Consider the following 24075-nt stretch of genomic DNA (forward strand, 5'->3'; position numbering starts at 1 on the left):
CACCGAGCGTACGGCCCGCCTCCGGAGGCCCGGCTCCCGGCTGACACAATCGATGGTCATGGCCACCCCTGCCCAGTGGATCGAAGGCGCCCGCCCCCGAACCCTGCCCGCCGCGATCTCCCCCGTTCTCGTCGGCACCGGTGCGGCGGCGTACCTGGACGGGTTCGTCTGGTGGAAGGCGCTGCTCGCCCTCGGCGTCGCGCTGGCCCTGCAGATCGGCGTCAACTACGCCAACGACTACAGCGACGGCATCCGCGGCACCGACGAGAACCGCGTCGGCCCGCTCCGCCTGGTCGGCTCCAAGGTCGCCACACCGCGGTCAGTCAAGACCGCTGCCTTCACCTGCCTCGGCATCGGCGCGGCGCTGGGCATCGTGCTGTGCGCAACGACCACGTGGTGGCTGCTCGTCGCCGGGGCCGCGTCACTGCTCGGCGCCTGGTTCTACACCGGCGGAAAGAAGCCGTACGGCTACCGGGCGCTCGGCGAAGTCAGCGTCTTCCTCTTCTTCGGCCTGGTCGCCGTCCTCGGTACGACGTACGCCCAAGCCGAAACCCTCCACTGGACGGCCGTCGCCGGCGCCGTCTCGGTCGGCTCGATCGCCTGCGCCCTCCTGGTCGCCAACAACCTCCGCGACATCCCCACCGACACGGAAACCGGCAAACGCACCCTGGCTGTAGTTCTGGGCGCCGCGCTCTCCCGCCGCTTCTACGCCGCCCTGATCGCCCTGGCCTTCGTCCTCGCCGCAGTCTCCGCCATCGCGACCCCCTGGACCCTCCTGGCCTTCATAGCCCTCCCCCTGGCCATAAAGTCCACCCGAATCATCCTCAGCAACGCAGTAGGCCCCGCCCTCATCCCCGTCCTGAAGTTCACCGGCCTCACCGAACTCCTCTACGCCATAGGCCTCGGCATCGGACTGGCACTGGGCGGCTGAGGTAATCACGCTAGGCAGCTGTGCCGTACTCCGGCAGCTCCAGGGCTGTGTGGGCCTCGCCGCCTTGGGCGCTGGCTGGTGTGGCTGATCGGAGTGCGGCGTTGCGGGCGTCGATGAGGTCTTGGGTTTCCGGCGCCAGGGTGTTGCGGCCGTCGCCGACCAGGGCCTGGTTCTGCTCGACGAAGCCGCGAATCCGCTGCTCGTAGGCGGTGAAGGCCGTCGCGTGATCGGCGTACGTCGCCAACTCGCCGGCCAGCACGTACGCGCCGACGAGAGCCACGCTCGACCCCTGCCCGGACAGGAACGACGTCGCGTACGCCGCGTCGCCGACCAGCGCGACCCGTCCACCGGACCAGGTCGGCATGTGGATCTGGCTGACCACGTCGAAGAACAGATCGTCTGCTTCGCCCATGGCCTGCACCAGTCGCGGCACGTGCCAGCTCTGCTCCGGGAACTTGGCGGCCACCAGTTCGCGCTGGGCCTGCGGGTTGCGGAAAGCGTCGTACGGCGGTTCCTCCTGGCGGAAAGTGAGGAAACCGTGGACAGGCTGGTCCGGCTCCTGGGCGTAGAACACCGCCGCGCGGCCCGGCACGTTCCAGACGACGCCTTCGTGCGAGAGCCCGAACTCGTTGGGGAGGGTGAAGCCGGCGAACGCGTAGCCGATGTACCGGTGGAACTGCTCCTCCGGGCCGAACACCAGGCGGCGGGTGTTGGAGTGCAGACCGTCGGCGCCGACGACCAGATCGAAGGTCCGTGCGGCGCCGCTCGCGAAGACGACATCCACGCGGTCACCCCGATCGTCCAGCGTCGCGATCGAGTCGTCGAACCGGAACTCGACGCGGTCCTTGATCGGCGCGTAGAGCGCGTCGGCCAGGTCACCCCGGCGTACCTCGAGGTCCAGACCCTCGGCGCCGCCGACCAGCGACTCGGGCTGCATCGCGGCGATCGGCGTCCCGTCGGGGGCGACGAACGAGATCCTCCGGGTGCCGACGTGCGCCTTCTGCAGCCGCGGCAGCAGCCCCATCCGGTCGATGACGCCCCGGGCGGTGCCGCGGATGTCGATCGGGTAGCCGCCGCCGCGGATCGCGTTCGACTTCTCGACGACGGTCACGTCGAACCCGTAGCGATCGAGCCAGTAGGCGAGGGCGGGGCCGGCGATGCTGGCGCCGGAGATCAGAACGGTGGTCATGATGGAGACCTCTTCCAGAAGTATGTACCTTAGGTATCTAACTGCTTCAGAATAAACATACCTAAGGTAGGTAATCAAGTGGCCGCTGACTCCGGCGACGAACTGGCGTTCCTGCCACGGCTGTTTCGGATGAGTGCGGCGATCAACCGCGGCCAGCTCGCCCAGCAGGCGACCGCGGCGACCGGGCTGCCGCTGGACCGTCCGGCGATCGGGATCCTGCTGACACTGGCGATGGCGGACGGCCCGCTGCGCATCGGCGAGATCGCCGACCGCATGCAGGTCGTCGGCCCGCACGTCACCCGCCAGGTCCAGGCCCTCGAACAACGCGGCCTGGTCCGCCGCGTCACCGACCCCAACGACCGCCGGGCCAGCCTGATCGAACCCACCGAATCCGGCACCGAAGCAGCAAACCGCTACACGTCCACGATCATCGGCTGGTTCCGCGAAGTCATCGCCGACTGGCCCACCCAGGACCGAGCCGACCTAGGCCGCCTCCTCGCCAAACTCGCCGACGACATAACCACCCGCCTCAACCACCCCTGAGATCCCCAGCCCGCACCGACTCGTGGCGTTTGGTCACGCCCGGCAGCGGCTGGCGGGCTCGTGGGGCAGGAGACATCCCGCGGGGGCGGTGGACACGAAATAACCTGTTCAACCCCACCACCACACCGGCTGCCGCACCAGAACATTCCGCCGAACAGCACCACCGCGCCCGGCGAAGCCGGCGACAGATCTGCCGCGCCGGAGGCGTGTCCTTTGAGGGCGCGCCTCCGGCTGGTCGATCTGGGGTCTACTCGGGTTCGGTCCAGTGGCCGGTGGTGGCGAAGGTTTCGAGGGTGGTGGTGTAGGGGGTGATGTCGATGCCGGCGGTGCGGAGCCAGGTGTCGTCGTAGTAGGTGTTGCCGTAGCGTTCGCCGCTGTCGCACAGGAGGGTGACGATGCTGCCGCGGGCGCCCGTACGGCGCATTTCGGCGGCCAGGCGTAACGCGCCCCAGAGGTTGGTACCGGTGGAGCCGCCGACGAGGCGGCCGGTGACGCGCGAGCAGAAGCGCATCGCGGCGATCGAGGCGGCGTCGGGGACGGAGATCATCCGGTCGACGACGCCGAGGACGAAGGACGGTTCGACGCGCGGGCGGCCGATGCCTTCGATGCGGGACGGGCGGCCGGTGGAGAAGTCGTGGTCGCCGGCTTCGAAGGCCGGGAAGAACGCCGAGTTCTCCGGGTCCACCACGGCGACCGACGTCTCGTACCGCTGGTAACGCACGTACCGTCCGATCGTCGCCGACGTACCGCCGGTCCCGGCGCCGACCACGACCCAGGTCGGGATCGGGTGCTGCTCCAGCGAGAGCTGCCCGAAGATCGACTCGGCGATGTTGTTGTTGCCACGCCAGTCCGTCGCGCGTTCGGCGTACGTGAACTGGTCCATGTAGTGGCCGCCTGTCTCGTCGGCCAGGCGCTTGGCCTCACCGTAGATCTGGCCGGAGCGTTCGACGAAGTGGCAGCGGCCGCCGTAGAACTCGATCAGCTCGACCTTCTCCGGGCTGGTGGAGGCCGGCATCACCGCGATGAACGGCAGTCCGAGCAGGCGGGCGAAGTACGCCTCACTGACCGCGGTGGAGCCGCTGGACGCCTCGATGACCGTGGTGCCTTCGTGGATCCAGCCGTTGCACAGGGCGTACAGGAACAGGGACCGGGCGAGCCGGTGCTTGAGCGAGCCGGTGGGGTGCACGGACTCGTCCTTGAGGTACAGGTCCACACCGGAACCCTCGGGCATCGGGAACACGTGCAGATGCGTGTCCGCGCTCCGGTTCGCGTCGGCGTCCACGATCCGGATCGCCTCGGACACCCAGGCCCGCGCCTTCTCGTCCCGGCGATCGACCTCACGGCACACCCCGTCAACCTCACTCATGCGGGCCAGGCTAGGACCTCAGGCCCGATTTGAGTATTCCTACGCTCTGCAACCGCCCCGCGGATCGCGAGGATCGTTGTCATGCTGATCGACTTTTCGGACCTCCCCGTCTGGTTCGTCGTGGGGATGATCGCGGCGGTGGTGCTGGGCGGAGCCATCCCAGTGAGCGGCCCGCTCGCGGCCGTCGGGTACGTGCGCGCTCGCCGCCACCCGTACTGGAACGCCGTCTGGTACTGGGCGTGGAGCACGGTGCTGTCGACCGCGATCATGGTCGCCTGCATCGCGCTGCGGATCTTCTTCGTCGCAGCCATCCTCGACTGCGCGCTGCTCTGGACCCTCGCCTGGTTCCTCCTCCCGTCCGAGCGCCGCGCCAGGCTCCAGTACGGCTGGACCGCCCGCCCCCAGCCAGTGCCGTACGCCGTGCCCTACCCGATGCCCTACCCGATGCCCCACCCGATGCCCCACCCGATGCCCCACCCGATGCCGCAGGTGCCGCCGCAGCAGTTCCACGCCCAGCAGTACGCCGGGTGGCCCCGATGATCCCGCTCGGCGCCGTCGAGTTCTCGCCCACCGACATCGCGATCCTCCTCGCGATCCTCACGTTCGGGTCGATCGTCCTGGCCCTGCCGGCCACCCTCACCCTCGCCTGGGTCGGCTACCGCCGCGGCACGCTGCGACGACCCGCGAACGCCCTCGGCTACTGGCTCGGTGGTACGGCGCTCTCGGTCACCACGACCGCCCTGGCCGCCCAACAGGGCGCCGGCTGGTTCGCCGTACCGCTCGGCTGGATCCCCACGCTCTTGGTGGCTGTAGCGCTCAACCCGCGCTGGACCCCGAACGCGAGCTAATGTCGGAACCCATGACGACCGGGCAGGGGGAACGATGACCGAGAACAGTGATCGGCCGACGCGGCAGCGGGTGACGTTGACCGATATCAGCTCGCGGGCGTGGGAGCACCCCGCGGACCGTGGTGCGCTGGTCGCGCTGCGGCAGCTGAAGGGGTTCGACTACGTCCTGCGGAAGATGTCGGGACTGATCAACGAGCGCGCGTTCCGGCTGCAGTACCTCGGCTCGGCGATCCGGGTCGACGAGCGGCAGTTCCCGACCGTGCACCGGCTCTACACCGAGGCGGCCTCGACGCTCGACGTCCGCCAGCTCCCCGAGCTGTACGTCACCAACAGCCCGATCTGGAACGCGGTCACGATCGGCATGGACAAGCCGTTCATCGTGGTCAACAGCGCCCTGCTCCAGGGTCTGGACGAGGAGGAGCTGCGCTTCGTCCTCGGTCACGAGCTCGGGCACGCGCAGAGCGGCCACGCGCTGTACCAGTCGCTCCTGCTGTGGCTGATGCGCCTCACCGGCGCCATCGGCTGGATGCCGATCGGCGCGCTCGGGCTGCGCGCGATCATCGCCGCCCTGCACGAGTGGTCCCGCAAGGCGGAGCTGTCCGGTGACCGGGCCGGTCTGCTCGCGGTGCAGGACCCGGCGGTCGCGCTGCGCGTCCAGATGAAGCTCGCCAGCGGCGGTCAGCTCAACGAACTCGACACCACCGCGTTCCTTGCGCAAGGTACGGAGTACGAGAGTGCCGGCGACCTGCGCGACAGCGTGCTGAAGCTGCTGCTGCTCGAGGCGCAGTCGCACCCGCTGGCCGTGATCCGCGCGCACGAGCTGCGCCGCTGGGTCGACGAGGGCGAGTACACGACGATCGTCTCCGGCGACTACCCGAAGCGTCAGGAGGACGGCGACGCGTCGATCTCGCAGGAGGCGAAGAACGCCGCCAAGTCGTACTCCGACGCGTTCAACCGCTCGCAGGACCCGCTGGCCAAGTTCCTCCGCGACCTCGGCGACGGTCTCGGCGGCGTCCGCGACTGGGTCTCCTCGAAGTTCCCGCCCCGAAACTGAAACTGACTGGTCGAGTGTCCGGGCCGACTGCGATCCTGTGCGCGTGATCGACGTACAAGCAATCGGCCCGGACGACTGGAAGGCCTGGCGCGAGCTCCGGCTGGCCGCGCTGGAGGAGGCTCCGTTCGCGTTCGGTTCGCAGCTCGCGGACTGGATCGACGCGCCCGAGGAACGCTGGCGGGAACGGCTTTCGGTCCCGGGTGCGTACCAGGTGATCGTCTCCCTCGACGGGACGCCGGCCGGTATGGCCGGCGGATTCCCGGGCGCGGACGACACCGCCGAACTCGTCTCGATGTGGGTCGCACCCGCCGGCCGCGGCAAGGGTGTCGGCAACGCGCTGATGACCGCGATCGAGGACTGGGCCCGCGGCATCGGCGCCGGCACGCTGAAGCTGTCGGTTGTCCCCGGCAACGACCCGGCGCACAACCTCTATCTCCGCCACGGGTACGTCGACACCGACGAGCCCGGCGACCTGATGCCGGACGGCGTACGGCGCGAACTCGTGATGGCCAAACCCCTGTAGATACAGACGAAGGGCCTGCTTCCCCCCTCCCGGGAAGCAGGCCCTTCGAGTACTGACAGGCGATCAGCCCATGTGGACCGGCTGACCGTCGTTGGCCAGGTCCTTGTGCTTGATCGACAGGCCGACCAGCGTGATCAGCGCCGCGCCCAGCGCCAGGAACGCCGACCAGATGAACGCCCGGGTGAACCCGTGCGTCGTGGCGAGCGCGGTGAACTGTCCCTGGAGCTGCTTGATCTGCTCCGGTGACTGCCCGGACTCGGCCGCCTTCTGCAGGCCCGGGGCCAGCTCGGCGAACTTGTCCTTGATCGCGCTGGTGGAGATCGTGCCGAGCAGCGCCAGGCCGACCGCACCACCGATCTGCTGCACCGTGTTCAGTACGGCGGAACCGACACCGGAGTCCTCGTTCGCGACGCCGCTGACCGCGGTCAGCGTGAGCGGGACGAAGATCAGGCCCATACCGAACGAGAGCACCAGGATGTACGGCAGCAGGTGGGTCAGGTACGTCGAGTCGACCTCGAGCCGGCTGAACCCGAACATACCGGCCGCCACGAACACCCCACCGGCACCGGAGATCCACCGCGGGTCCACCCGGGCGACGAGCGCCGACGCGACCTGTGCCGCGACCACGATGCCGAAGCTGAACGGCAGGAACGACAGGCCGGTCTTGATCGCGCTGTAGCCCATGATGCTCTGCACGAAGATGCCCAGGAAGTAGAACATCGAGAACATCGCCGCACCGACGATGAGCATCACGAAGAAGCTCACGCCGCGGGTCCGGTTCGCGAGGATCCGGAACGGCATCAGCGCGTGCCGCGAGCGGGCCTCGATCGCGAGGAACGCCCCGATCAGCGCCAGGCCGCCGAGAATGAAGATCAGCGTCCAGGTGTCGCCCCAGCCGTCGGTGGCGGCGTGCGTCAGACCGTAGACGAGCGACGTCAGACCGACGGTGCCGGTGATCGCGCCCGGGAGGTCGAACTTGCCGGTCTGCCGGGCCGACTCGCCCAGGAACCGGAACGCCAGCACGGCCACGATCAGGCCGATCGGCGTGTTGATGAAGAAGGTCCAGCGCCAGGACGCCTCGGTCAGCGCGCCGCCGAGGATCAGGCCGACGGCCGCACCGGCGCCGGACATCGCGGCGTACACGGCCATCGCGCGGTTGCGCTCCTTGCCGGCCGGGAACGTCGTGGTGATCAGAGCCAGCGCGTTCGGCGAGGCGGCCGCGGCCGCGATTCCCTGCAGGATCCGGCTGGCCAGCAGCACGCCCTCACTCTGGGCGATACCGCCGACGAACGACGCCAGGCCGAACAGCACGACGCCGATGATGAACACCTTGCGGCGGCCGACGATGTCCCCGATCCGCCCGCCGAGCAGCAGCAGGCCGCCGAACGCGAGCGCGTAGGCGTTGACCACCCACGGCAGCGAGGCGTCGGTGAACCCGAGCGCGTCCTTGATGTGCGGCAGCGCGATGTTCACGATGGTGCCGTCCAGCACCACCATCAGCTGCGCCATGCAGATCAGCGCGAGCGCGATACCGAGATTGCGGTGGCCGTGGGCACTCGGCTCGGCCTCGGAGTTGGTTACAGCGTCGACCGGCCTGCCTTCCGGCGGATCGGCCTTGACGACGTCTTCGGACATGGATATTTCCCCTCTTGGGCAGACTTGCCTGGTTGAATCGCGGACCGGCCCCTCACCGGTCAGCTCACCTGCGCCCCCCGCGCCGCAGGCAGGATCACGTTGTCGATCACTCGGAGGATCAGTTCGTCGGTCGGCTCGACGCCGAGGATGTAGGCGTGGTGGACGATCACCGCGGGCAGTGTCACCGACAGCAGCGCGACGTCGACGTCCGGTGCGATCTCGCCGCGCTCGACGGCCCGCTCGTACACCTTGTTGGTCACGGCGATCCGCGGTCCCAGGAAGCGTTCGCGGAAGGCCTTCTGCAGGTCGGCGTCGCGGTGCAGGGCGGTGAGCAGTCCGGCGATCACCGACATCGGCAGCTCGTCGGTGAAGCCGCCGTCGCCGCAGGACATCGAGATCAGGTCGCCGCGAAGGCTGCCGGTGTCGAGGTCCTCCGGCATCGGGCAGCCCTTCGCCCGGCTGATCGCGTCCACGACCAGATCGGCCTTGGTGGACCAGCGCCGGTACAGCGTGGCCTTGCTGGCCTTCGCCGCCGTCGCCACCGCGTCCATGGTCAGCCGGTCGTAGCCGAGCTCGGCCACTACCGCGACGGTCGCGTCGAGGATCTCGTCCTCACGCCCGCCTTCGACCCGCGGCCGCTGGCGCACCACATCCACGTTCATCACCCTGAGTAGCTACAAGAACACCGATAGAACGAAACGGTTTCGTTTCATCCACCACGGTACGACTCATGTGAAGGAATGCACAAACGATTTTGCCCGAAATTCGCCAGTGGCATAAATCACTCTCCGTACCAGTGGCCCACTGGTACGACACCGTGGCTGAGGCGTGTCCACGCCGTGTCAGGGCGATGTCAGGCCTCACCGAGAAGGTTGTCCCATGACAAACAACAGCACTTCCTCGATCACCCTGACCGACCAGGACAAGCTCACCCTCGCGACCGCTGCGCACGGCGCCGTCGCGCTCATCACCGCCGCCGGCGTGAAATCGGCCGGCAAGGTTGCCGTCGCCGGAGCTCTCGCACTGTCCGCGGCGACCGGCCCTGTCGGGCACGCGCTCGCGGAGAAGCAGAAGAGCGTGAAACTCAAGGGCAAGTCCACCGCCGAACTCGCCGACACGGCCCTACCGGCACTGACCGCCTCCATGAGCCTGCTCCAGCAGCAGGATCAGGCCGAGGCCGCCAACTTCCGCAGCACTGTCCTGACCGCGGTCGAGGCGGGCGCCCGGGCCGAGCGCGGCGGGACCGGCCCGGCCATGACCGAGATGATCCGCAAGATCACCGAAGCCCTCGACGCGTCGCCCAATCCCACGCCCATTGCAGGGTCGTGAGACTGCAGCTCGACAGTACGTGTACGTCTACTACAAGCGACCGCACGCGGGGCTGTTGGCCGTTGTACTGGGTAGTGGGCATATACGTACTGTCGACCTGCCGAGGACTCGCCCCTAGTCGTCGTCCTCGGCGGAGCGGGCCTGCTCGAGGCGGGTGCTGATCTTGGTGGCGCGGGTCTCGATCTTGCCGGCCAGCCGGTCGCGGGCGGCGCGGAGGACGAAGATCGACAGGATCGACGAGACGATCAGGGCCAGCAGCGCGATCGGCCAGATCGACAGCCAGGTGCGCAGTGCGAACCACAGCACCGCCAGGCAGACGGCGAACAGCGCCGCCCGCAGGCCGGTGTAGATCCCGAACTCCTTCATGTCAGACCCCGGCGTAGGAATGCAGGCCGGAGACCAGCAGGTTCACTCCGACGAAGTTGAAGATGAAGACGAACCAGCCGACGATCGCGATCGTCGCGGCCCGGCGGCCCCGCCACCCGGCGGTCGCGCGGGCGTGCAGGTACGCGGCGTACACCACCCAGGTCACCAGCGACCAGACCTCCTTGGGGTCCCAGCCCCAGTACCGGCCCCAGGCGTGCTCCGCCCAGATCGGCCCGGCCACCAGTACACCGAACGTCCACAGCGGGAACGCGAACGCCAGCACCTTGTACGCCGTACCGTCCATCGCCTCCGCGCTCGGGAGGCGGCGCAGCGAGGCGGACATCGTGCCGCCGGCCAGCACGCGGCGCTCGGCGCGGGCCTTGACCAGGTACAGCACGGAGACCAGGCCGCCGACGGTGAACGCACCGCCGGAGATCGCGGCCGCGGACACGTGGATCACCAGCCAGTACGAGTGCAGCGCCGGAACGAGCGGACCGGCCGGCGTGTAGAGCGCCAGTGCGGCCAGACCGAGTACGGCGGCGACGACGAACGTCACGCCGAGCCCGAGGTACTGCAGCTTGTAGCGCTGCACGAAGATCAGGTACACGATCGAGACCGCGAGCGACGCCGTGATGGAGAACTCGTACATGTTCCCCCACGGCACCCGCTCGGCCGCGAGTCCACGCGTCACCACACCGCCGAGGTGGAGCACGAAGCCCAACCAGGTCAGCAACAGCCCGATCCGGCTGGCCGCATCGAGCCGCTCAGACGCGGGCTCCTCAACGGTAGGAGCGTCGGGTACGTCGCCAACGCCGCCCGAGACGGTGGCGCCGTCAGAGGCGACCAGCACCTCCTCCTTCACCGCGGCGGTCTTGGCGACCGCGGCACGACCGAGAGCCCACTCCATCGCGTGAGAAACCATCGCGAGGGCGTAGATGACCGTGGCCGTCGGGATCAGCAAGTTGGAGACTTGCGCGTAGGTCTCCGGGCTCATGGCTGCTCCTGGGTGCTCGAGCTGGCGGGTTTCAAAGCTGTGGTGATGGCCTGGATCTCGTCGCCGAGGCCGCGCTCGGGGCCGCGGTCCAGACCGGCGACCTCGACAACGGTACGCCCGTCCTCCTCGCGGACCCGCACCCAGGTACGGCGCGGATGCACGAACAGCGAACCCATCAGGCCGAGGATCGCCAGCGAGATACCCGCCAGCGCGAGGCCGGTGCCCGGCGTGTGGCTGATCTGCAGCTTCACCCACCGGCTGTAGCCGTCGAACGTGATCGACCCGGCCTTGTCCGGCAGTTGGGCGCTCTGGCCCGGCGCGAGCTGCAGCCGCCACTTGTCGCCGTTCTTCTGCTCGAACTGCGTGAGCTTCGACTTGTCCAGCTGGTACACCGACTCCGGCTTCCCGGTCTCGGGCTGCGGTCGGCCGTAGTACCCGGTCATCACCAGCGCCGGGTTCAGGTCGTCGGGGAACATCGACACCGGCCCGTTCTCGCCGATGAAGGCGGTCGGCAGGAAGAAGCCTTCGAACCCGAGCGTCTCCGGTCGCGCGTCCGGTGCCTTGATCACCCCGAACGACGCGAAGTTGCTGTCCTGCGGCAGGAACGGCGCCGGCCCGGAAAACGCTACATTTCCTTGGCCGTCGCGCACCGTGACCCGGGGCGCGTACCCGTGCCCGAGCAGGTACACCGAGCTCCCGTCCAGCTTCAGCGGGTGGTTGACCTGGAGCTCGTACGACTTCTCCGGCGCGTCCGGTGTCTCCTGGTAGTCCAGCTGCGCTTTGAACTCCCGCGCCGCGCCCTTCTGCGGACCGTCCTCCTGGAACTTCACCTCGAAGTCCTTGACGGTCAGCGAGAACGGCGGCAGGTCGTCGTCACCGCTGAACGCGCGGCCCGGCGTGAAGTCGTCGTACTGCGCGACCGAGTTCGAGAAACCGTTGCCCACGACAACCAGCACGCTGCCGCGGTAGCCGAACAGCGAGCCCCAGGCGACGCCGACCAGCGCCAGGATCAGTGAGAAGTGGAACAGCAGGTTGCCGGCCTCGCGCAGGTAGCCACGCTCCGCACCGACCGCGCCGTCGTACGCCTCGACGCGGAAACGGCGTTTCCGCAGCTCGCGGGTCGCGACCTCGAGGACGTCGCCGGCCTCGGAGAGCTCGAAGCGCTGGTACCCGGGCAGCCGGTTCAGGTTCCGCGGCGGCTTCGGCGGCCTGGCCCGCAAACCCTTCAGGTACACGGAAAGCCGCGGTACGACGCAGCCGATCAGCGAGATGAACAGCAACAGGTAGATCGCCGAGAACCACGCGGACTTGTAGACGTCGAACAGCCCGAGCTTGTCGTACAGCGGGCCGAGCGTCTTGTGCGCCTCGAGGAAGTCCGAGACCTTGATCGGGTCGATCGGCGTCTGCGGGACGAGCGATCCCGGCACCGCGCCGAGCGCCAGCAGGAACAGCAGCACCAGCGCGGTCTTCATCGACGTCAGCTGCCGCCAGGTCCAGCGCAGCCAGCCGACCAGGCCGAGCGCCGGCGGGCCGGACGGTTCCTCCGGTCCGGAGGCCGCAGCAATGCGGTCCTTGACCTCTGACATCTCAGACCGCCGATCCGAAGTTGGCGACCCACTGCCGCAGGTCCGCGGTCATCGCATCCCACACTCCCGTCAGCAGCAGCAGTCCCACCGCGATCATCAGTACGCCGCCGATCCTGATCACCAGCAGCTGGTGCTTGCGCACCCACGCCACCGCGGACAGCATCCGCCGGAACGCCAGCGCCGCCACGATGAACGGGATCCCGAGCCCGAGGCTGAACACCAGGGCCAGGGTCGCCCCGCGCCCGGTGCTGCCCTCGGTCGTGGCCAGCGTCATCACGGTCCCGAGCGTCGGACCGATACACGGCGTCCACCCGAAGCCGAACAGTACGCCGAGCAGCGGCGCCGCCGCGATCCCGACCGCCGGCACCCGGTGCACCCGCAGATCCTTCTGCAGGAACCCGAACCCGCCGAGGAAGACCAGTCCGAGGACGACGGTCAGCGCGCCGAGTACCCGCGTGATCGTGGTCTGGTGGTCGATCAGCAGGTCGCCCGCCGTACCGAACACCACGCCGGTGAGGATGAACACCGCCGAGAACCCGGCGACGAACAGCGCCGTACCGGCGAGCATCCGGCCGCGTTTCTCCGAGCCGAGCTCCGCCGCGGACAGACCGGTGACGTAGGACAGATAGCCGGGCAGCAGCGGCACGACGCACGGCGAGAAGAACGAGATCGCACCGGCCAGCACCGCGATCGGCAGTGCCACCAGCATCGAGCCCGTCATCGACGAGGCGAACCACTCACCCATCAGCTCAACCGGCGTCCTTCACCATGCCGAGCAAGGTCTGCTTCGTGACTTCGCCGACGACGCGTCCCGCGACCTTGCCGTTCTTGTCGATCACCAGCGTGGTCGGGATGGCCTTCGGCGAGATCTGGCCGCGGAACCGCAGCAACGCCTTGCCGTTCGGGTCGTAGATGCTCGGGAACGGGACGCCGAACTCCTGCACGAACTTCTTCGCCGGCGCCGGGTCGAGGTCGCGGGTGTTCAGTCCGATGAACTGGACCGCCGACCCGAGCTCCTTCGACGCCGCGACCAGCTCAGGCGCTTCCTTGCGGCACGGCGGACACCACGAACCCCACACGTTCAGTACGACGACCTTGCCGGTCTGCTCGGACAGCGTCCAGGTCGCGCCGTCGAGGGTCTTACCGGTGAGCTCGGGGGCCGGCTTCCGATCGCCCGCGGCGAATGTCGACACGTTGCCGTTGCCGCTGACGAAACCCGACTGGCCCTGGCGATTCTGCGCTGCCTGCTGACCGGAGCTGCACCCCGCGACGAGGAGCACTCCGGCAACCAGCAACGCTGTCCGGCGCATCAGGCGCCTCCGACGAACTTCTTCGGGTTCTTGACCGGCAACAGATCCTTCGCGGGCTCGGAGTAGCCGACCGAGACGATCTGCTCGCCGTGGAAGGTGAACGAGGTCAGGCTGGCCAGGCTGCACTGGCGCTTGCGCGGGTCGTGGAACATCCGGCGGCCCTCGATCGCGGACCGGACGATCCAGATCGGCAGCTGGTGCGACACGATCAGCGCCTCGTGCCCGGCGGCTTTCTGCCGGGCGGTCTCGATCGCGTCCCGCATCCGCCGGACGAGCTGCTGGTACGGCTCACCCCAGGACGGCTTCCACGGGTTCCGCAGCAGCCACCAGGCGCTCGGGTTGCGCAGCGCGCCGTCGCCGACGCCGAACTTCTTGCCCTCGAACAGGTTCGCGGCCTCGATCACCCGCTCGTCGATGTCCGGCGTCAGGCCGAACACCTTGGCGATCGGCTCCATCGTCTCCTGGGCCCGCTCCAGCGGCGAGCTGACCAGGTGCACGACGTCGCGGTCCTTGACGTGCTCCGCGACCCGGTCGGCCATCTGGCGGCCGAGCTCGGACAGGTGGAAGTCGGGGATCCGGCCGTAGAGCACGCCGGTCGGGTTGTGCACCTCGCCGTGACGCATCAGGTGCACGACCGTCGTTTCGGTCACCGCTGTCCCTTCAGTTCTGTACGGCGGCCGCCGCAGCAGCCGCTGGAGCCAGGGCGGACTCGAGCTCGGCCAGCGCGTCATCGTCGATGGCGGCGCTGACGAACCAGGCCTCGAACGCGCTCGGTGGCAGGTAGACACCGGCGTCCAGCATGGCATGGAAGAACGCCGTGAACCGGGGCAGCACCTGGGCGTTCGCTCCGGCGAAGTCCCGGATCTCGGCAGGTCCCTCCGAGGACTCCACGAAGAAGACGCTGAAGAGGTTCCCGGCCGCCGAGATGACGTGCGGCACACCTTCCTTGTCCAGCGCGGTCGACACCAGGCGCTGGATGGTCAGCGAGGTCTCGTCGAGCTTGGCGTAGACCTCGTCGGTCGCCAGCCGCAGCGTGGTCAGACCGGCGGTGGTGGCGATCGGGTTCCCGGACAGCGTGCCGGCCTGGTAGACCGAGCCCTCCGGCGCCAGGTGGGACATGACATCGGCGCGACCGCCGAACGCCGCGGCCGGGAAGCCGCCGCCCATCACCTTGCCGAACGTCATCAGGTCCGGCCGGACGCCGTCGACGCCGTACCAGCCCGAGCGGGTGATCCGGAAGCCCGTCATCACCTCGTCGGAAATGAACAGTGCGCCGTTTTCCGTGCAGATCCGGGCGAGGAACCCGTTGAAGTCGTCGCGCGGCGGAACGACACCCATGTTGCCGGGCGACGCCTCGGTGATCACGGCCGCGATCTGGTCGCCGTACTCGGAAAACGCTGCACTCACGGCCGCCTGATCGTTGTACGGCAGCACGATCGTGTCCGCCGTGGTGGCCTCGGTGACGCCCGGCGTACCGGGGATGCCGAGCGTGAGGACGCCGGAACCGGCCTGGGCCAGCAGCGCGTCCACATGGCCGTGGTAGCAGCCGGCGAACTTGACGATCTTGGCGCGCCCGGTGAACCCGCGGGCCAGCCGGAGCGCCGACATCGTCGCCTCGGTCCCGGACGACACCAGGCGGACCTTGTCCACCGGGGTCCGCGCGACGATCTCCTCGCCGAGCAGGACCTCGGTCTCGGTCGGCGTCCCGTACGACGTACCGCGGCCGACGGCGGCCTGAACGGCGGCGATCACCTCGGGGTGGGCGTGACCGAGCAGCAGCGGGCCCCAGGAACTGACCAGGTCGAGGTAGCGGTTGCCGTCGACATCGGTCATGTGACATCCGTCACCGGAGGCCATGAAGCGCGGTACGCCGCCGACGGCGCGGAACGCGCGGACCGGCGAGTTGACCCCGCCCGGGGTCACTGTGGAGGCTCTGGCGAAGAGTTCGGCGGAGTGTTCAGTGTGTGCGGGCACGGCCGCTATTCTCCCTTGCCGGTCCGGCGCCCCGACCGGCAGGGCCGGGCGGTTTTCCGGACCCGATCGTCCGCAAGGGGTTCACAGGCGCTTTGTTACGCGCCAGTATAGGTACCCGGTGACCGCACGTACACGGTCTGCGTCCGACGCGTAACCCACGCAACGGGGCGGACGTTAGACCTATTACGACGGCAACCGACAAGACACAAGGACTGCCTGCAGCGTGGGGCCGGGCTGGTCGATGAGTCACGGAGGGGAATCATCGATGGCGAAGGGCAAGCGCCGCGCCACGGGTAGCGGCTGGCGTCAGGTGGCGCCGCTGATCCCGCTGGCGCTGTTCGCGAGCGCGTTCACCGTCAGCGCCACGGACGACCCCGCGATCGCCACGGCGTCGCTGGAGAACGGTCTGTCCGGGAACACTCCGGTCGTCGTGCCGAAGCAGCCGATCGCCTTCCCGGCCAACGTGCCGGTGCCGGGTACGGTCGGCCCCGGCGTCGATCCTGGTGAGCAACCGACGCAGGTGGTCTCGGGTCTGTCCCGCAACGGCATCCCGAACGCCGCGCTCAAGGCGTACTCACGGGCCCAGCAAGTACTGGCCCAGGCGGACCCGGCGTGTCACCTGCCGTGGACGCTGGTGGCCGCGATCGGCCGGGTCGAGTCCAACCACGGCCGTTTCGGCGGCAACGCGCTGAACTCGCTGGGCGTCGCGGTCCCGGGCATCTTCGGCCCGCGGCTGGACGGTTCGTCCGGGACGGCCCGGATCTCCGACTCGGACGCCGGTTCGTTCGACGGCGACGGCGCGTTCGACCGCGCGGTCGGCCCGATGCAGTTCATCCCCGGCACCTGGCGAGCCATGGGTGTGGACGGCGACGGCGACGGCGTACGGAACCCGCAGGACATCGACGACGCGGCGATGTCGACAGGGGTCTACCTCTGCTCGGGCAAGACCGACCTGTCCAAGGCGAGCGACCTGAACGCCGCGGTCCTGCGCTACAACCACTCCCAGCAGTACGTCGACCTGGTGGTCAGCATCGCGAAGGCGTACGCCGGCGGCAGCTGGATCGCGGTCGGCAACGGCACCGCGGGTGACGACGTGGACGAGGCCGGCGACCAGATCGGCGACTCGAAGATCGACGCCCCGTCGGACAAGGACCTGCCGGAGGCGATCGACATCCCGACGCCCACCGCGACGGCGACACCGACTCCGACGCTGACCGACGAGCGGGACGACCGGCCGACGGACAAGCCGACCGCGACACCGACGGCGACACCGAGCAGCCGGCCGACTGCGACGCCGACCTCGACGCCGACCACCTCGAAGCCGACCACGGCCAAGCCGACGGTTCCGACCACGACCACCCAGAAGCCGGGTCTCACCAGCCTGACGACGGCCGTCGGGGTCATCGTCGGCACGGTCGGCAGCACGCTGGCCGAGCTGCAGCAGGCCACGACGTACTGCCAGTCCGAGATGGCGAAGGTGACGATCACCAAGCCGACCCAGACCCAGCTGCAGAACTGCGTGACCGCCTACCAGACCGGTGGCGCCAAGGCGGTCGACCAGGTCATCCGCGGTCTGCTGTCCGCCCTCGGACTGCTGGGCATCCTCGGTGGAGGCATCCTCGGGAACTGATCCCCCTAGACCGGCGCGCCTGCCCCCACCCCTCCCTAGGCGCGCCCCTGGCGACGCCACGGAGCACTCCCCCCCCCGCTTCGTGGCGTCGCCCTTTTAACGTTCAGTTCGCCCAGGCGCGATGGATGGTCTGGGTGATGCTGTTGCCGATCAGGTCCGTCGCGGTCACCCGGATGCTCGGGTACGCACCGGCCGGGACCTGGGCGCGGAGCGTGCCGATCCCGCGGAGCGACAGCTTCTTCCAGGTCTTCCCGTCGTACGAGATCTCCGCCGTGGTCCGGAAGATCCCGACGCCGCGCACGCCGGGCTGGTAGCGCGGGGTGAGCTCGAGCCAGCCGTTGGTGTGCTTGTAGTCGACCTGAACGAGCGGCAGCACGGCCCGGCTCCTGGACGGCACCGAGAGGAAGTGCCAGGTGGTCGATGTCGACGTCGACGTCTTGGCCCAGCTGTTCGGGCCACGTTGCTGGTCCAGCGTCAGGTCGTACCAAGCGGCGCGTTCCGGGACGGTGAACTGTGCGACCGACCAGTTCTTGCTGCCCAGTTCGACCCCGTTGCTGCTCAGCTTCATGCTCGTCACGTCACCGCGGTCGGCCCAGCCGAACGTGGTCCGGTCGCCGCTCACGTACTGCGGAATCGCGATCCGCAACGCGTTCTCGAACCGCGCCGGCGGCCAGCCCTGCGCCTCGTCACTCGGCGCGTCCGACAACCCCGGTACGGCGGGACGCGTCAGCGACTCCCACCACCCGCGCGTGACCTGCTCGCCCGGCTGGTAGGACCGCGCGATCGTGGCCTCGAAACCGGTCTCGTTCCACTCCCCCGCTGACGTCTTCTCGTCCCAGGTGACGCCCTTCTGATCGGTGACGAGGTAGTCGGTCCGCTTCACCGCACCGGCGATCAACCGCGAGGACGACAGCCCGGTCGAGATGCCCGGCAGGTGCGCGATCCGCTGGTCGCGGTGTAGCCAGAACGCGTCGTTCTGCTGGAAGTCCGTCGTCACCACGGCCGGGCGCATCTTCGCGACGTCGTACGTCAGATCGCCCTTCACGACCGACGGGCCGAGCGCGACGTCGTACCGGTAGGTGCTGTCGAGCAGGCCGTTCAGCTGCACGGACTGCGGGCCCTTCGCCAACTCGCCGAGCAACTGCTGGCCCTGGTCGGAGCGCAACAGGTAGAGCGGAACGCCCTGCTCGGTACCGGTCGACCAGAAGCCGGGGGCCTCGTTGTAGAGGAACACCACCTTGGCGCCGGCGTCCTTTGCGGCCTTCACCTGTGCGGTCGTCTTGCTGAAGCCGCCCCACCGGATCAGCACCGCGGCATCCTTGGCGCCGGTCAGCTCGGCCGCGGTGCCGTTGCCGCCGTTGTAGAGCGGGAGCTTCGCGTTCCCGACGTACACCGTCCGCTGCGATCCCTCGCGGAACGTGGACAGCCGGGCGCCGTTCACGTCGACGGTCAGCTTCGGCTGCGCGAGGTCCCAGCGCTGCACGACCTGGAAGGTGCCATTGGCAACTTTTCCGAAGTCCTGCACGTAGACGCCGTCGGCGACCGTCCCGTTGTACGCCCAGCCGGAGACGGCGTCCCGGTCGCCGACCTTGCGATGCCAGGCGATCCCGATGCTCTGCGCGTCGGCCGGTCGCGGCGTCTTGATCGTCACCTTGTGCGCGGTCCGGGCGTCGAACGTGAACGTCCGGTCGCTGCCGATCCACTCGTCCGGATCGCCGAGCAGCGTGACCGAGTTCGCCCAGTTCGCCTCGTCGCCGCCGATCGCGTACGCCATCACGCTGTAGCGGCCGGTCGGTACGTCGAGTGTCCGGCTGCCGGTCTGGTCGAACGCGATCGCGCTGACGTCGCCGGTGTCCTGGTTCCACAGCTGCACGCCGCTCGCCCCGGCCTTGGTGGTGGCGGGCTGCCCGTCCCGGCCGATCGCCTTCACAGTCACCTGGTTCAGCCGCCCACCGGCCGCGAACCCGAGACCGGTCCGGTACGCCGTGGCGCCGGCGCGGGCCGTCAGCACCCCGGAGTACTTGGCGGACTGGGTCTTGGCCAGGTCGAGGGTGACGGTCGCGGACGCCGTACCACCGGCGGGGATGGTCAGCCGGGCTGGGCTCACCGTCAGCCCGGCCTCCACCCCCGCCGGAGACTGTGCTCCGACCGCCAGCGTGAGCGTCACGGAGCGGTTCGAGTTGTTGCGGTAGGCAACCTTGCGGGTGACCGGCGCGGGGGCGGTCGGGCCGGTCCACGAGAGGTCACCGAAGAACAGGTTGGCGGTGTCCGGGAGGATCTTCGGTTCCAGGGCGTTCGGGATGTCGATCCGGCCGAGGCCCTGCTGGTCGGTGCGGGCGCCGGCCGACGGGACAGCCGTCGAGGCCAGCGCGGCCTTCAGTTGCAGGCCGGTCCAGTCGGGGTGCCGCTGCGCGAGGATCGCGGCCGCACCGGCGACGTGCGGCGTCGCCATCGACGTACCGCTCATCGCTGTGTAGTACTGGCCGAGGATGTGGCCCTGCTCGGTGCCGGCCGCCCGGGCGGCGGCGATCTCCACGCCGGGAGCGGTCACCTCGGGCTTCAGGGCGCCGTCGCCGAGGCGCGGGCCGCGGCTGGAGAAGTTCGCCAGGCTGTTGTCCCGGTCGACCGCACCGACGGTCAGCGCCTCGGTCGCCGCACCGGGAGAACCGACGGTTTCCTCGGCGCCGGAGTTGCCGGCCGCGATCACGAACAGCGCACCGCTCGACTTCGACAGCCGGTCGACGGCCTCGCTCATCGGGTCGGTGCCGTCCGACGGCCAGCCACCGAGGCTCATGCTGACGACCTTCGCACCCTGCTGGACGGCCCACTCCATACCGGCGATCGCCTCGGAGTCGTAGCCGCCGCCGCTGTTGTCGAGCACCTTGCCGATCAGCAGCTCGGAACCCGGCGCCACACCCTTCCGTTTCCCGTCGGACGCCGTACCGAGACCGGCGACGATCGAGGCGGTGTGCGTGCCGTGGCCGTGCAGGTCCTGGACCGCCTGGTCGGGGACGAAGCTCTCCGACGCGACGACCTGCTTGGCGAGGTCGGGGTGGCCGGCGTCGTACCCGGTGTCGAGGACGGCGACCTTCACGCCGCGACCGTCGTACCCCTGCTTCCAGGCGGTCGGGGCGCCGATCTGCTTCGTGGACTGGTCGAGCGTGGCGTGGGTACGGCCGTCGAGCCAGATCTTGGTCACCTGGCTGGACTTGAACGTGGTCGGGCCGCTGATGCCGTCCCAGAACGTCTTCGCGTCCGCCTTCTGCACGCTCACCGCGGTGCTTCCGACGCTGGGAAGGGTACGGCGGACGGTTGCAGCCGTACTGCGCAGCGTCGTCGAGCCTGTGATGAGGAGCGGCAGCTGGGTACTGCTCGCGTCGTCGTACCCCTGCGCCGCCAGCTCGGTCAGGTTGAAGAGGCGCTTGTCGAGGCGGCCCGCCGACAGCAGCGGGTAGGCGTCGGCCGGGACCAGCGTGAGGTCTCCGTCGAAGGTGCCGAAGTAGTACGGCTCGTCGTCGAGCAGGCGGGCCGAGGTTTGGCCGTTGGAGCTCGTGGTCAGCTCGGCGACGTCGCCGGTGACCAGTGTGATCCGCTTGCTGCTTGCCCCGGGCGTCGGGTTGGTTGCCGTGGGGACGGCCGGCATGTCGGGCGGGCCGGCATTCGCCGTGGTGGTCGTCAGCAGCAGGGAACCGGCGACCACCGCGGCGAGCAGGCCGGCCGCGGACCGGGACATTCGAGACATCACAGGGGGAAACCTCCCGACGCCCCGACCCACGCGAGGCCGTCAGAAGGACCCTCGCAGTTGCCGTCAGCCCCGGTCTACCGATCCCCCTGACCTACATCCGCCATGACCGATACCGGCCACCTTGAGCACCCACCAACCAAACACCGCGCCGAAAAACGGTTGGTGGGTGCTCAAAGTCAGGCGAAACGCTTCGCGACGTTCTCGACCCGCTCGAGGAGGTCGAGGTCGTAGGCGACGCCGGGGACGTAGAAGATCACGTAGTTCGCGCCGGCTTCCAGGACCGCCTCGACCTTGTCGGCGATCTCGTCCTCGGTGGCGATGAAGTTGTCCCGGTCGAACTTGTCCCGGTTCATCGGGCCGAGCGCCTTCTCGGTCGCCTTCTGCGGGTCGTCGCCCTTGTCGATCGGGAACACGTTGAAGTTCGTCGACTTGATGATGTCGTCGTAGTTGCGGCCGAGCTTCTCGCAGTGGCCGCGGAGGATGTCGGCCTTCTCCTTGAACAGCTGCGGGTTGCCGCCGCCGATGTTCGCGGCGTCCGCGTACTGCGCGACCAGCTTCAGCGTGACCTTCGGGCCGCCGCCGCCGATCCAGAAGCTCGGGTGCGGCTTCCGGACGCCCTTCGGTTCGTTGATCGGGGCATCGATCGAGTAGTACTGGCCGTTGTAGACCGGCTTGTCCTCGGTCCACATCTTGTAGATGATCTCGGTCGCCTCGCGGAACGCCGCCATCCGCTGCGGGATGTCGGTCCACTCGTAGCCGTACGCCTTCCACTCGTGCTCGTACCAGCCCGCGCCGATCCCGGCGTACAGGCGGCCGTGGCTGGCGACGTCGACGGTGGACGCGATCTTCGCGTACAGCGACGGGTTGCGGTACCCGTTGCAGCCGACCATCTGGCCGATGTTGACCCGCTTGGTGTCGCGGGCCAGCGCCGCCGTCGCGCTCCAGCACTCGAAGGTGGTGTTGTCACTCGGCTCCGGCACCGTGTGGAAGTGGTCGAACAGCCAGATCGAGTCCCACGACTGCTCGTCGGCCCGCTTGGCGACGTCGGTCATCGCCTCCCACTGCTCGATCGGATCGGCGATGCCGGCCAGGTCCATCTTCCAGCCCTGCGGTACGAAGACCCCGAAACGTGTAGTCATGCTGCCATCCTTTCCGGGGATGGCAGCATCGGTCCATGAATTCCAGTACTGAATTTGCACTCAATCGGACCACTACAGCTTCTTAATTCAGCGGGCGTTCAGCACTCCCGCTCCGCTGCCGGGTTCGCTGCGATCGACGGCTCGCGCGGACAGCAGGGCGTTCAGCGCGATCGGCGCCAGGCGGCCGCCGAACTGCTGCCTGGTCAGCGCCGCGACACCCGCCGCGGTCGGCGCCGAGGCCGACGTACCGAAGAAGCGGCAGCTGCCCTGCACCGCGGTCGGGCAGGTTCCCGAACCGAAGCCGCCCGCACCGCTGACCGACTCGCCGTCGGCCGCGAGCCAGTTCGGCGCCGGGAAGTTCAGTGCACCCGCACCCGGGATCCCGCGGCACGGACCGGGCTTGCCGCCGGGGCAGCGGGTCGTGCTGACGAGCTGCACCGGACCCGCGCCGCTGTACGCCTCGACCGGAGTGGTCGCCGGATCGGTCGACACACTCGCGTTCACGGCACCCGCGCTGGTCGCGAAGAACGTGTAGTTCGCGTCCGGGTTCAGCGATCCGGCGCGCTCGGTCGGGTCGAGGGTCTGGACGCCCGCCGACAGCGCCCGCCAGCGCAGGTCGAGGATCGGCGACTTGACGGCCGTCGAGGTGCCCTGGACGTCGACGACGAGCTTGGCGCGCTGCGCGACCCCGGTCGTGTTCTCGTAGATGAACTGCTCGATGGTGTCGCCGACACCGTTCGCCTGAACGGCGTTGCTGGCCGCGAGGCACGTCGTACCGGACTCGTCCATCAGGTACAGGTTGAGGTCGGTGAAACCGCCCTGGCCTGCGGTCGGGTAGACCGCGCGCGGCTCGCTCCACTGCAGGGTCGGCATGACCGTCGCACCGGGCAGCAGGTTCAGGTCGTACGTCGTGTCCGCGCCGCGGAGCTTCACCACGTTGTCGGGAGTGTTCGGGCAGCCGTTGAACGGGCCCACGACACCGTCCGGACCCGCGCCGGTCCCGGTGGCGGTCACGCGGGGCGCGTGCCGGTTGCCGAGGTTGCCGGCCGAGGAGCTGACCCAGATGCCGTGCTTGGCGAGACTCTCGGCGGTCGCGGCGCCGATGCCCTGCTGGAAGGCCGGCTCGTCGTCGAAGGCGATGTCCTCGGCGATCATCGTGACGCCGGCCGCGGCGAGGGTGTGGAAGGCCTCGACGTACTGCGCGGTGGTGTCCTGCGTGCTGGCGTACGCGAGCTTCGCGCCGGGCGCGAGGTCGTGGATGATCTCCAGCATCGCGGTGCCTTCGTCGTCCTCGTACGACGCCGCTTGCTGCAGCACCTGGACGTCCGACGGGAGCTCGCCGGCGGCGATCGCGTCGGCGATGTGGTCCACGTCGCCCGAGATGGCGCCGATCTTCTGACCGCGGCCGGTGAGACCGCGCGCCTGGGCCTTGTCGGCCTGGTGCAACTGGACGCCCTCGGCCGTGATGGGGCCGACGTCGACGGCCGGACGGATCGCCGGGCGCAGAGCGGTCACCCAGCTGAGCGCGGCGACCGCGTCGAGCTTGTCGGCCGGGATCTGGGCGGCGACCAGACCGGTACTCGGCAGGTCGACGCCAGGGACCTTCGTGAAGTCCGCGGAGTTCTTCTGCACCGAGACGCCGAGGGCGGTGAGGTCGGCCTGCTGCTGCGCGGTGACCGGCGCGGCGGCGTACACCTGGACGCCGAGGCGGTTGCCTTCGACACCGAGTGAGCGGGCCTGCACGCCCGACTGTTTCTTCGCCGCATCCCGCAGCATGGACGGGATCTTGCTGGGCGCAGCCGCTGGGTCCGGTGGTGCCGCCGCGGTCGCCGGTGAGACCACGGCAACCACGGCCATCGGAACGATCAGCATGACGCTGCCCAGCACATGGCGAAGCTTCATTTGGTGTCCTC

Annotated in this window: 22 protein-coding genes; 8 read left to right on the top strand and 14 right to left on the bottom strand. The window is 69.1% G+C overall.

The genetic code is table 11. The features are described 5' to 3' along the window. Window positions 1-58: 58 nt before the first annotated feature. Complete coding sequence (locus E0H50_RS11095) at window positions 59-931, top strand: 1,4-dihydroxy-2-naphthoate polyprenyltransferase (protein ID WP_131286703.1); 873 nt, start codon at window positions 59-61, stop codon at window positions 929-931. A 10-nt stretch (window positions 932-941) separates the two neighbouring features. Here E0H50_RS11095 and E0H50_RS11100 read toward each other — a convergent pair whose 3' ends face one another. Continuing rightward, complete coding sequence (locus tag E0H50_RS11100) at window positions 942-2120, bottom strand: FAD-dependent monooxygenase (RefSeq protein ID WP_131286705.1); 1179 nt, start codon at window positions 2118-2120, stop codon at window positions 942-944. Window positions 2121-2198: 78 nt separating this feature from the next. Between E0H50_RS11100 and E0H50_RS11105 the strand changes: the two genes are divergently transcribed. Continuing rightward, window positions 2199-2663 (top strand): MarR family winged helix-turn-helix transcriptional regulator, encoded by a 465-nt coding sequence (locus E0H50_RS11105; protein WP_238150890.1) that lies wholly within the window; start codon window positions 2199-2201, stop codon window positions 2661-2663. Window positions 2664-2910: 247 nt separating this feature from the next. On the opposite strand, the gene cds1 is transcribed toward E0H50_RS11105, so the two are convergent. Next, window positions 2911-4029, bottom strand: a complete 1119-nt coding sequence (gene cds1 / locus E0H50_RS11110; RefSeq protein WP_131286707.1) for an L-cysteine desulfhydrase Cds1 — start codon at window positions 4027-4029, stop codon at window positions 2911-2913. Window positions 4030-4110: 81 nt separating this feature from the next. Here cds1 and E0H50_RS11115 point away from each other — a divergent pair, with 81 nt between their 5' ends. Genes E0H50_RS11115 through E0H50_RS11130 form a run of 4 tightly spaced genes read left to right on the top strand, consistent with a single transcriptional unit; the run spans window position 4111 to window position 6454 of the window. After that, complete coding sequence (locus E0H50_RS11115) at window positions 4111-4569, top strand: hypothetical protein (protein WP_131286709.1); 459 nt, start codon at window positions 4111-4113, stop codon at window positions 4567-4569. Next, on the top strand, window positions 4566-4877 hold the full coding sequence (locus tag E0H50_RS11120) for a hypothetical protein (RefSeq protein WP_131286711.1): 312 nt from the start codon (window positions 4566-4568) through the stop codon (window positions 4875-4877). The genes E0H50_RS11115 and E0H50_RS11120 overlap by 4 nt, the downstream gene beginning before the upstream one ends. Window positions 4878-4911: 34 nt before the next feature. Continuing rightward, window positions 4912-5931: a M48 family metallopeptidase gene (locus E0H50_RS11125; RefSeq protein WP_131286713.1), complete on the top strand. Its 1020-nt coding sequence runs from the start codon at window positions 4912-4914 to the stop codon at window positions 5929-5931. A gap of 43 nt (window positions 5932-5974) precedes the next feature. Further along, window positions 5975-6454: a GNAT family N-acetyltransferase gene (locus E0H50_RS11130; RefSeq protein ID WP_131286715.1), complete on the top strand. Its 480-nt coding sequence runs from the start codon at window positions 5975-5977 to the stop codon at window positions 6452-6454. Between the two features lie 63 nt (window positions 6455-6517). Here the strand turns inward: E0H50_RS11130 and E0H50_RS11135 are convergent, their stop codons facing one another. Further along, complete coding sequence (locus E0H50_RS11135; protein ID WP_131286717.1) at window positions 6518-8089, bottom strand: MFS transporter; 1572 nt, start codon at window positions 8087-8089, stop codon at window positions 6518-6520. A 59-nt stretch (window positions 8090-8148) separates the two neighbouring features. Then, window positions 8149-8751 (bottom strand): TetR-like C-terminal domain-containing protein, encoded by a 603-nt coding sequence (locus E0H50_RS11140; protein WP_131286719.1) that lies wholly within the window; start codon window positions 8749-8751, stop codon window positions 8149-8151. Between the two features lie 217 nt (window positions 8752-8968). Between E0H50_RS11140 and E0H50_RS11145 the strand changes: the two genes are divergently transcribed. After that, a complete protein-coding gene (locus E0H50_RS11145; RefSeq protein WP_131286722.1) occupies window positions 8969-9418 on the top strand; it encodes a hypothetical protein in 450 nt (149 codons plus the stop codon). 114 nt (window positions 9419-9532) lie between these two features. On the opposite strand, the gene E0H50_RS11150 is transcribed toward E0H50_RS11145, so the two are convergent. From E0H50_RS11150 to hemL, 7 genes are read right to left on the bottom strand one after another with little or no spacing between them, the layout of a single operon-like run. Then, entirely contained in the window at window positions 9533-9784 is a 252-nt protein-coding gene (locus E0H50_RS11150) for a DUF4229 domain-containing protein (RefSeq protein ID WP_131286723.1), read from the bottom strand. 1 nt (window position 9785) lies between these two features. Then, window positions 9786-10778 (bottom strand): c-type cytochrome biogenesis protein CcsB, encoded by a 993-nt coding sequence (gene ccsB / locus E0H50_RS11155; RefSeq protein ID WP_131286725.1) that lies wholly within the window; start codon window positions 10776-10778, stop codon window positions 9786-9788. Beyond that, window positions 10775-12364, bottom strand: coding sequence for a cytochrome c biogenesis protein ResB (gene resB, locus E0H50_RS11160; protein ID WP_131286727.1), 1590 nt, complete (start codon window positions 12362-12364; stop codon window positions 10775-10777). The genes ccsB and resB overlap by 4 nt, the downstream gene beginning before the upstream one ends. Window position 12365: 1 nt before the next feature. Next, window positions 12366-13109, bottom strand: a complete 744-nt coding sequence (locus tag E0H50_RS11165) for a cytochrome c biogenesis CcdA family protein (protein ID WP_131286729.1) — start codon at window positions 13107-13109, stop codon at window positions 12366-12368. A gap of 4 nt (window positions 13110-13113) precedes the next feature. After that, a complete protein-coding gene (locus E0H50_RS11170) occupies window positions 13114-13674 on the bottom strand; it encodes a TlpA family protein disulfide reductase (protein WP_131286731.1) in 561 nt (186 codons plus the stop codon). After that, the gene (locus E0H50_RS11175) at window positions 13674-14297 is read right to left on the bottom strand and encodes a histidine phosphatase family protein (RefSeq protein ID WP_202868106.1); all 624 of its coding nucleotides are present in this window, start codon (window positions 14295-14297) and stop codon (window positions 13674-13676) included. The genes E0H50_RS11170 and E0H50_RS11175 overlap by 1 nt, the downstream gene beginning before the upstream one ends. Window positions 14298-14334: 37 nt before the next feature. Beyond that, entirely contained in the window at window positions 14335-15657 is a 1323-nt protein-coding gene (hemL, locus tag E0H50_RS11180) for a glutamate-1-semialdehyde 2,1-aminomutase (protein ID WP_131286735.1), read from the bottom strand. Window positions 15658-15913: 256 nt separating this feature from the next. Here hemL and E0H50_RS11185 point away from each other — a divergent pair, with 256 nt between their 5' ends. After that, complete coding sequence (locus tag E0H50_RS11185; RefSeq protein WP_131286737.1) at window positions 15914-17278, top strand: lytic transglycosylase domain-containing protein; 1365 nt, start codon at window positions 15914-15916, stop codon at window positions 17276-17278. A 103-nt stretch (window positions 17279-17381) separates the two neighbouring features. Here the strand turns inward: E0H50_RS11185 and E0H50_RS11190 are convergent, their stop codons facing one another. From E0H50_RS11190 to E0H50_RS11200, 3 genes are all read right to left on the bottom strand, one after another. Continuing rightward, window positions 17382-21011: a S8 family serine peptidase gene (locus E0H50_RS11190; protein WP_238150892.1), complete on the bottom strand. Its 3630-nt coding sequence runs from the start codon at window positions 21009-21011 to the stop codon at window positions 17382-17384. A 188-nt stretch (window positions 21012-21199) separates the two neighbouring features. Continuing rightward, window positions 21200-22162, bottom strand: a complete 963-nt coding sequence (locus E0H50_RS11195; protein ID WP_131286741.1) for an LLM class F420-dependent oxidoreductase — start codon at window positions 22160-22162, stop codon at window positions 21200-21202. 87 nt (window positions 22163-22249) lie between these two features. After that, the gene (locus E0H50_RS11200; RefSeq protein ID WP_131286743.1) at window positions 22250-24064 is read right to left on the bottom strand and encodes a S8/S53 family peptidase; all 1815 of its coding nucleotides are present in this window, start codon (window positions 24062-24064) and stop codon (window positions 22250-22252) included. Window positions 24065-24075: the final 11 nt, after the last annotated feature.

This window comes from Kribbella sindirgiensis, from assembly GCF_004331435.1.
Lineage (GTDB): Bacteria > Actinomycetota > Actinomycetes > Propionibacteriales > Kribbellaceae > Kribbella > Kribbella sindirgiensis.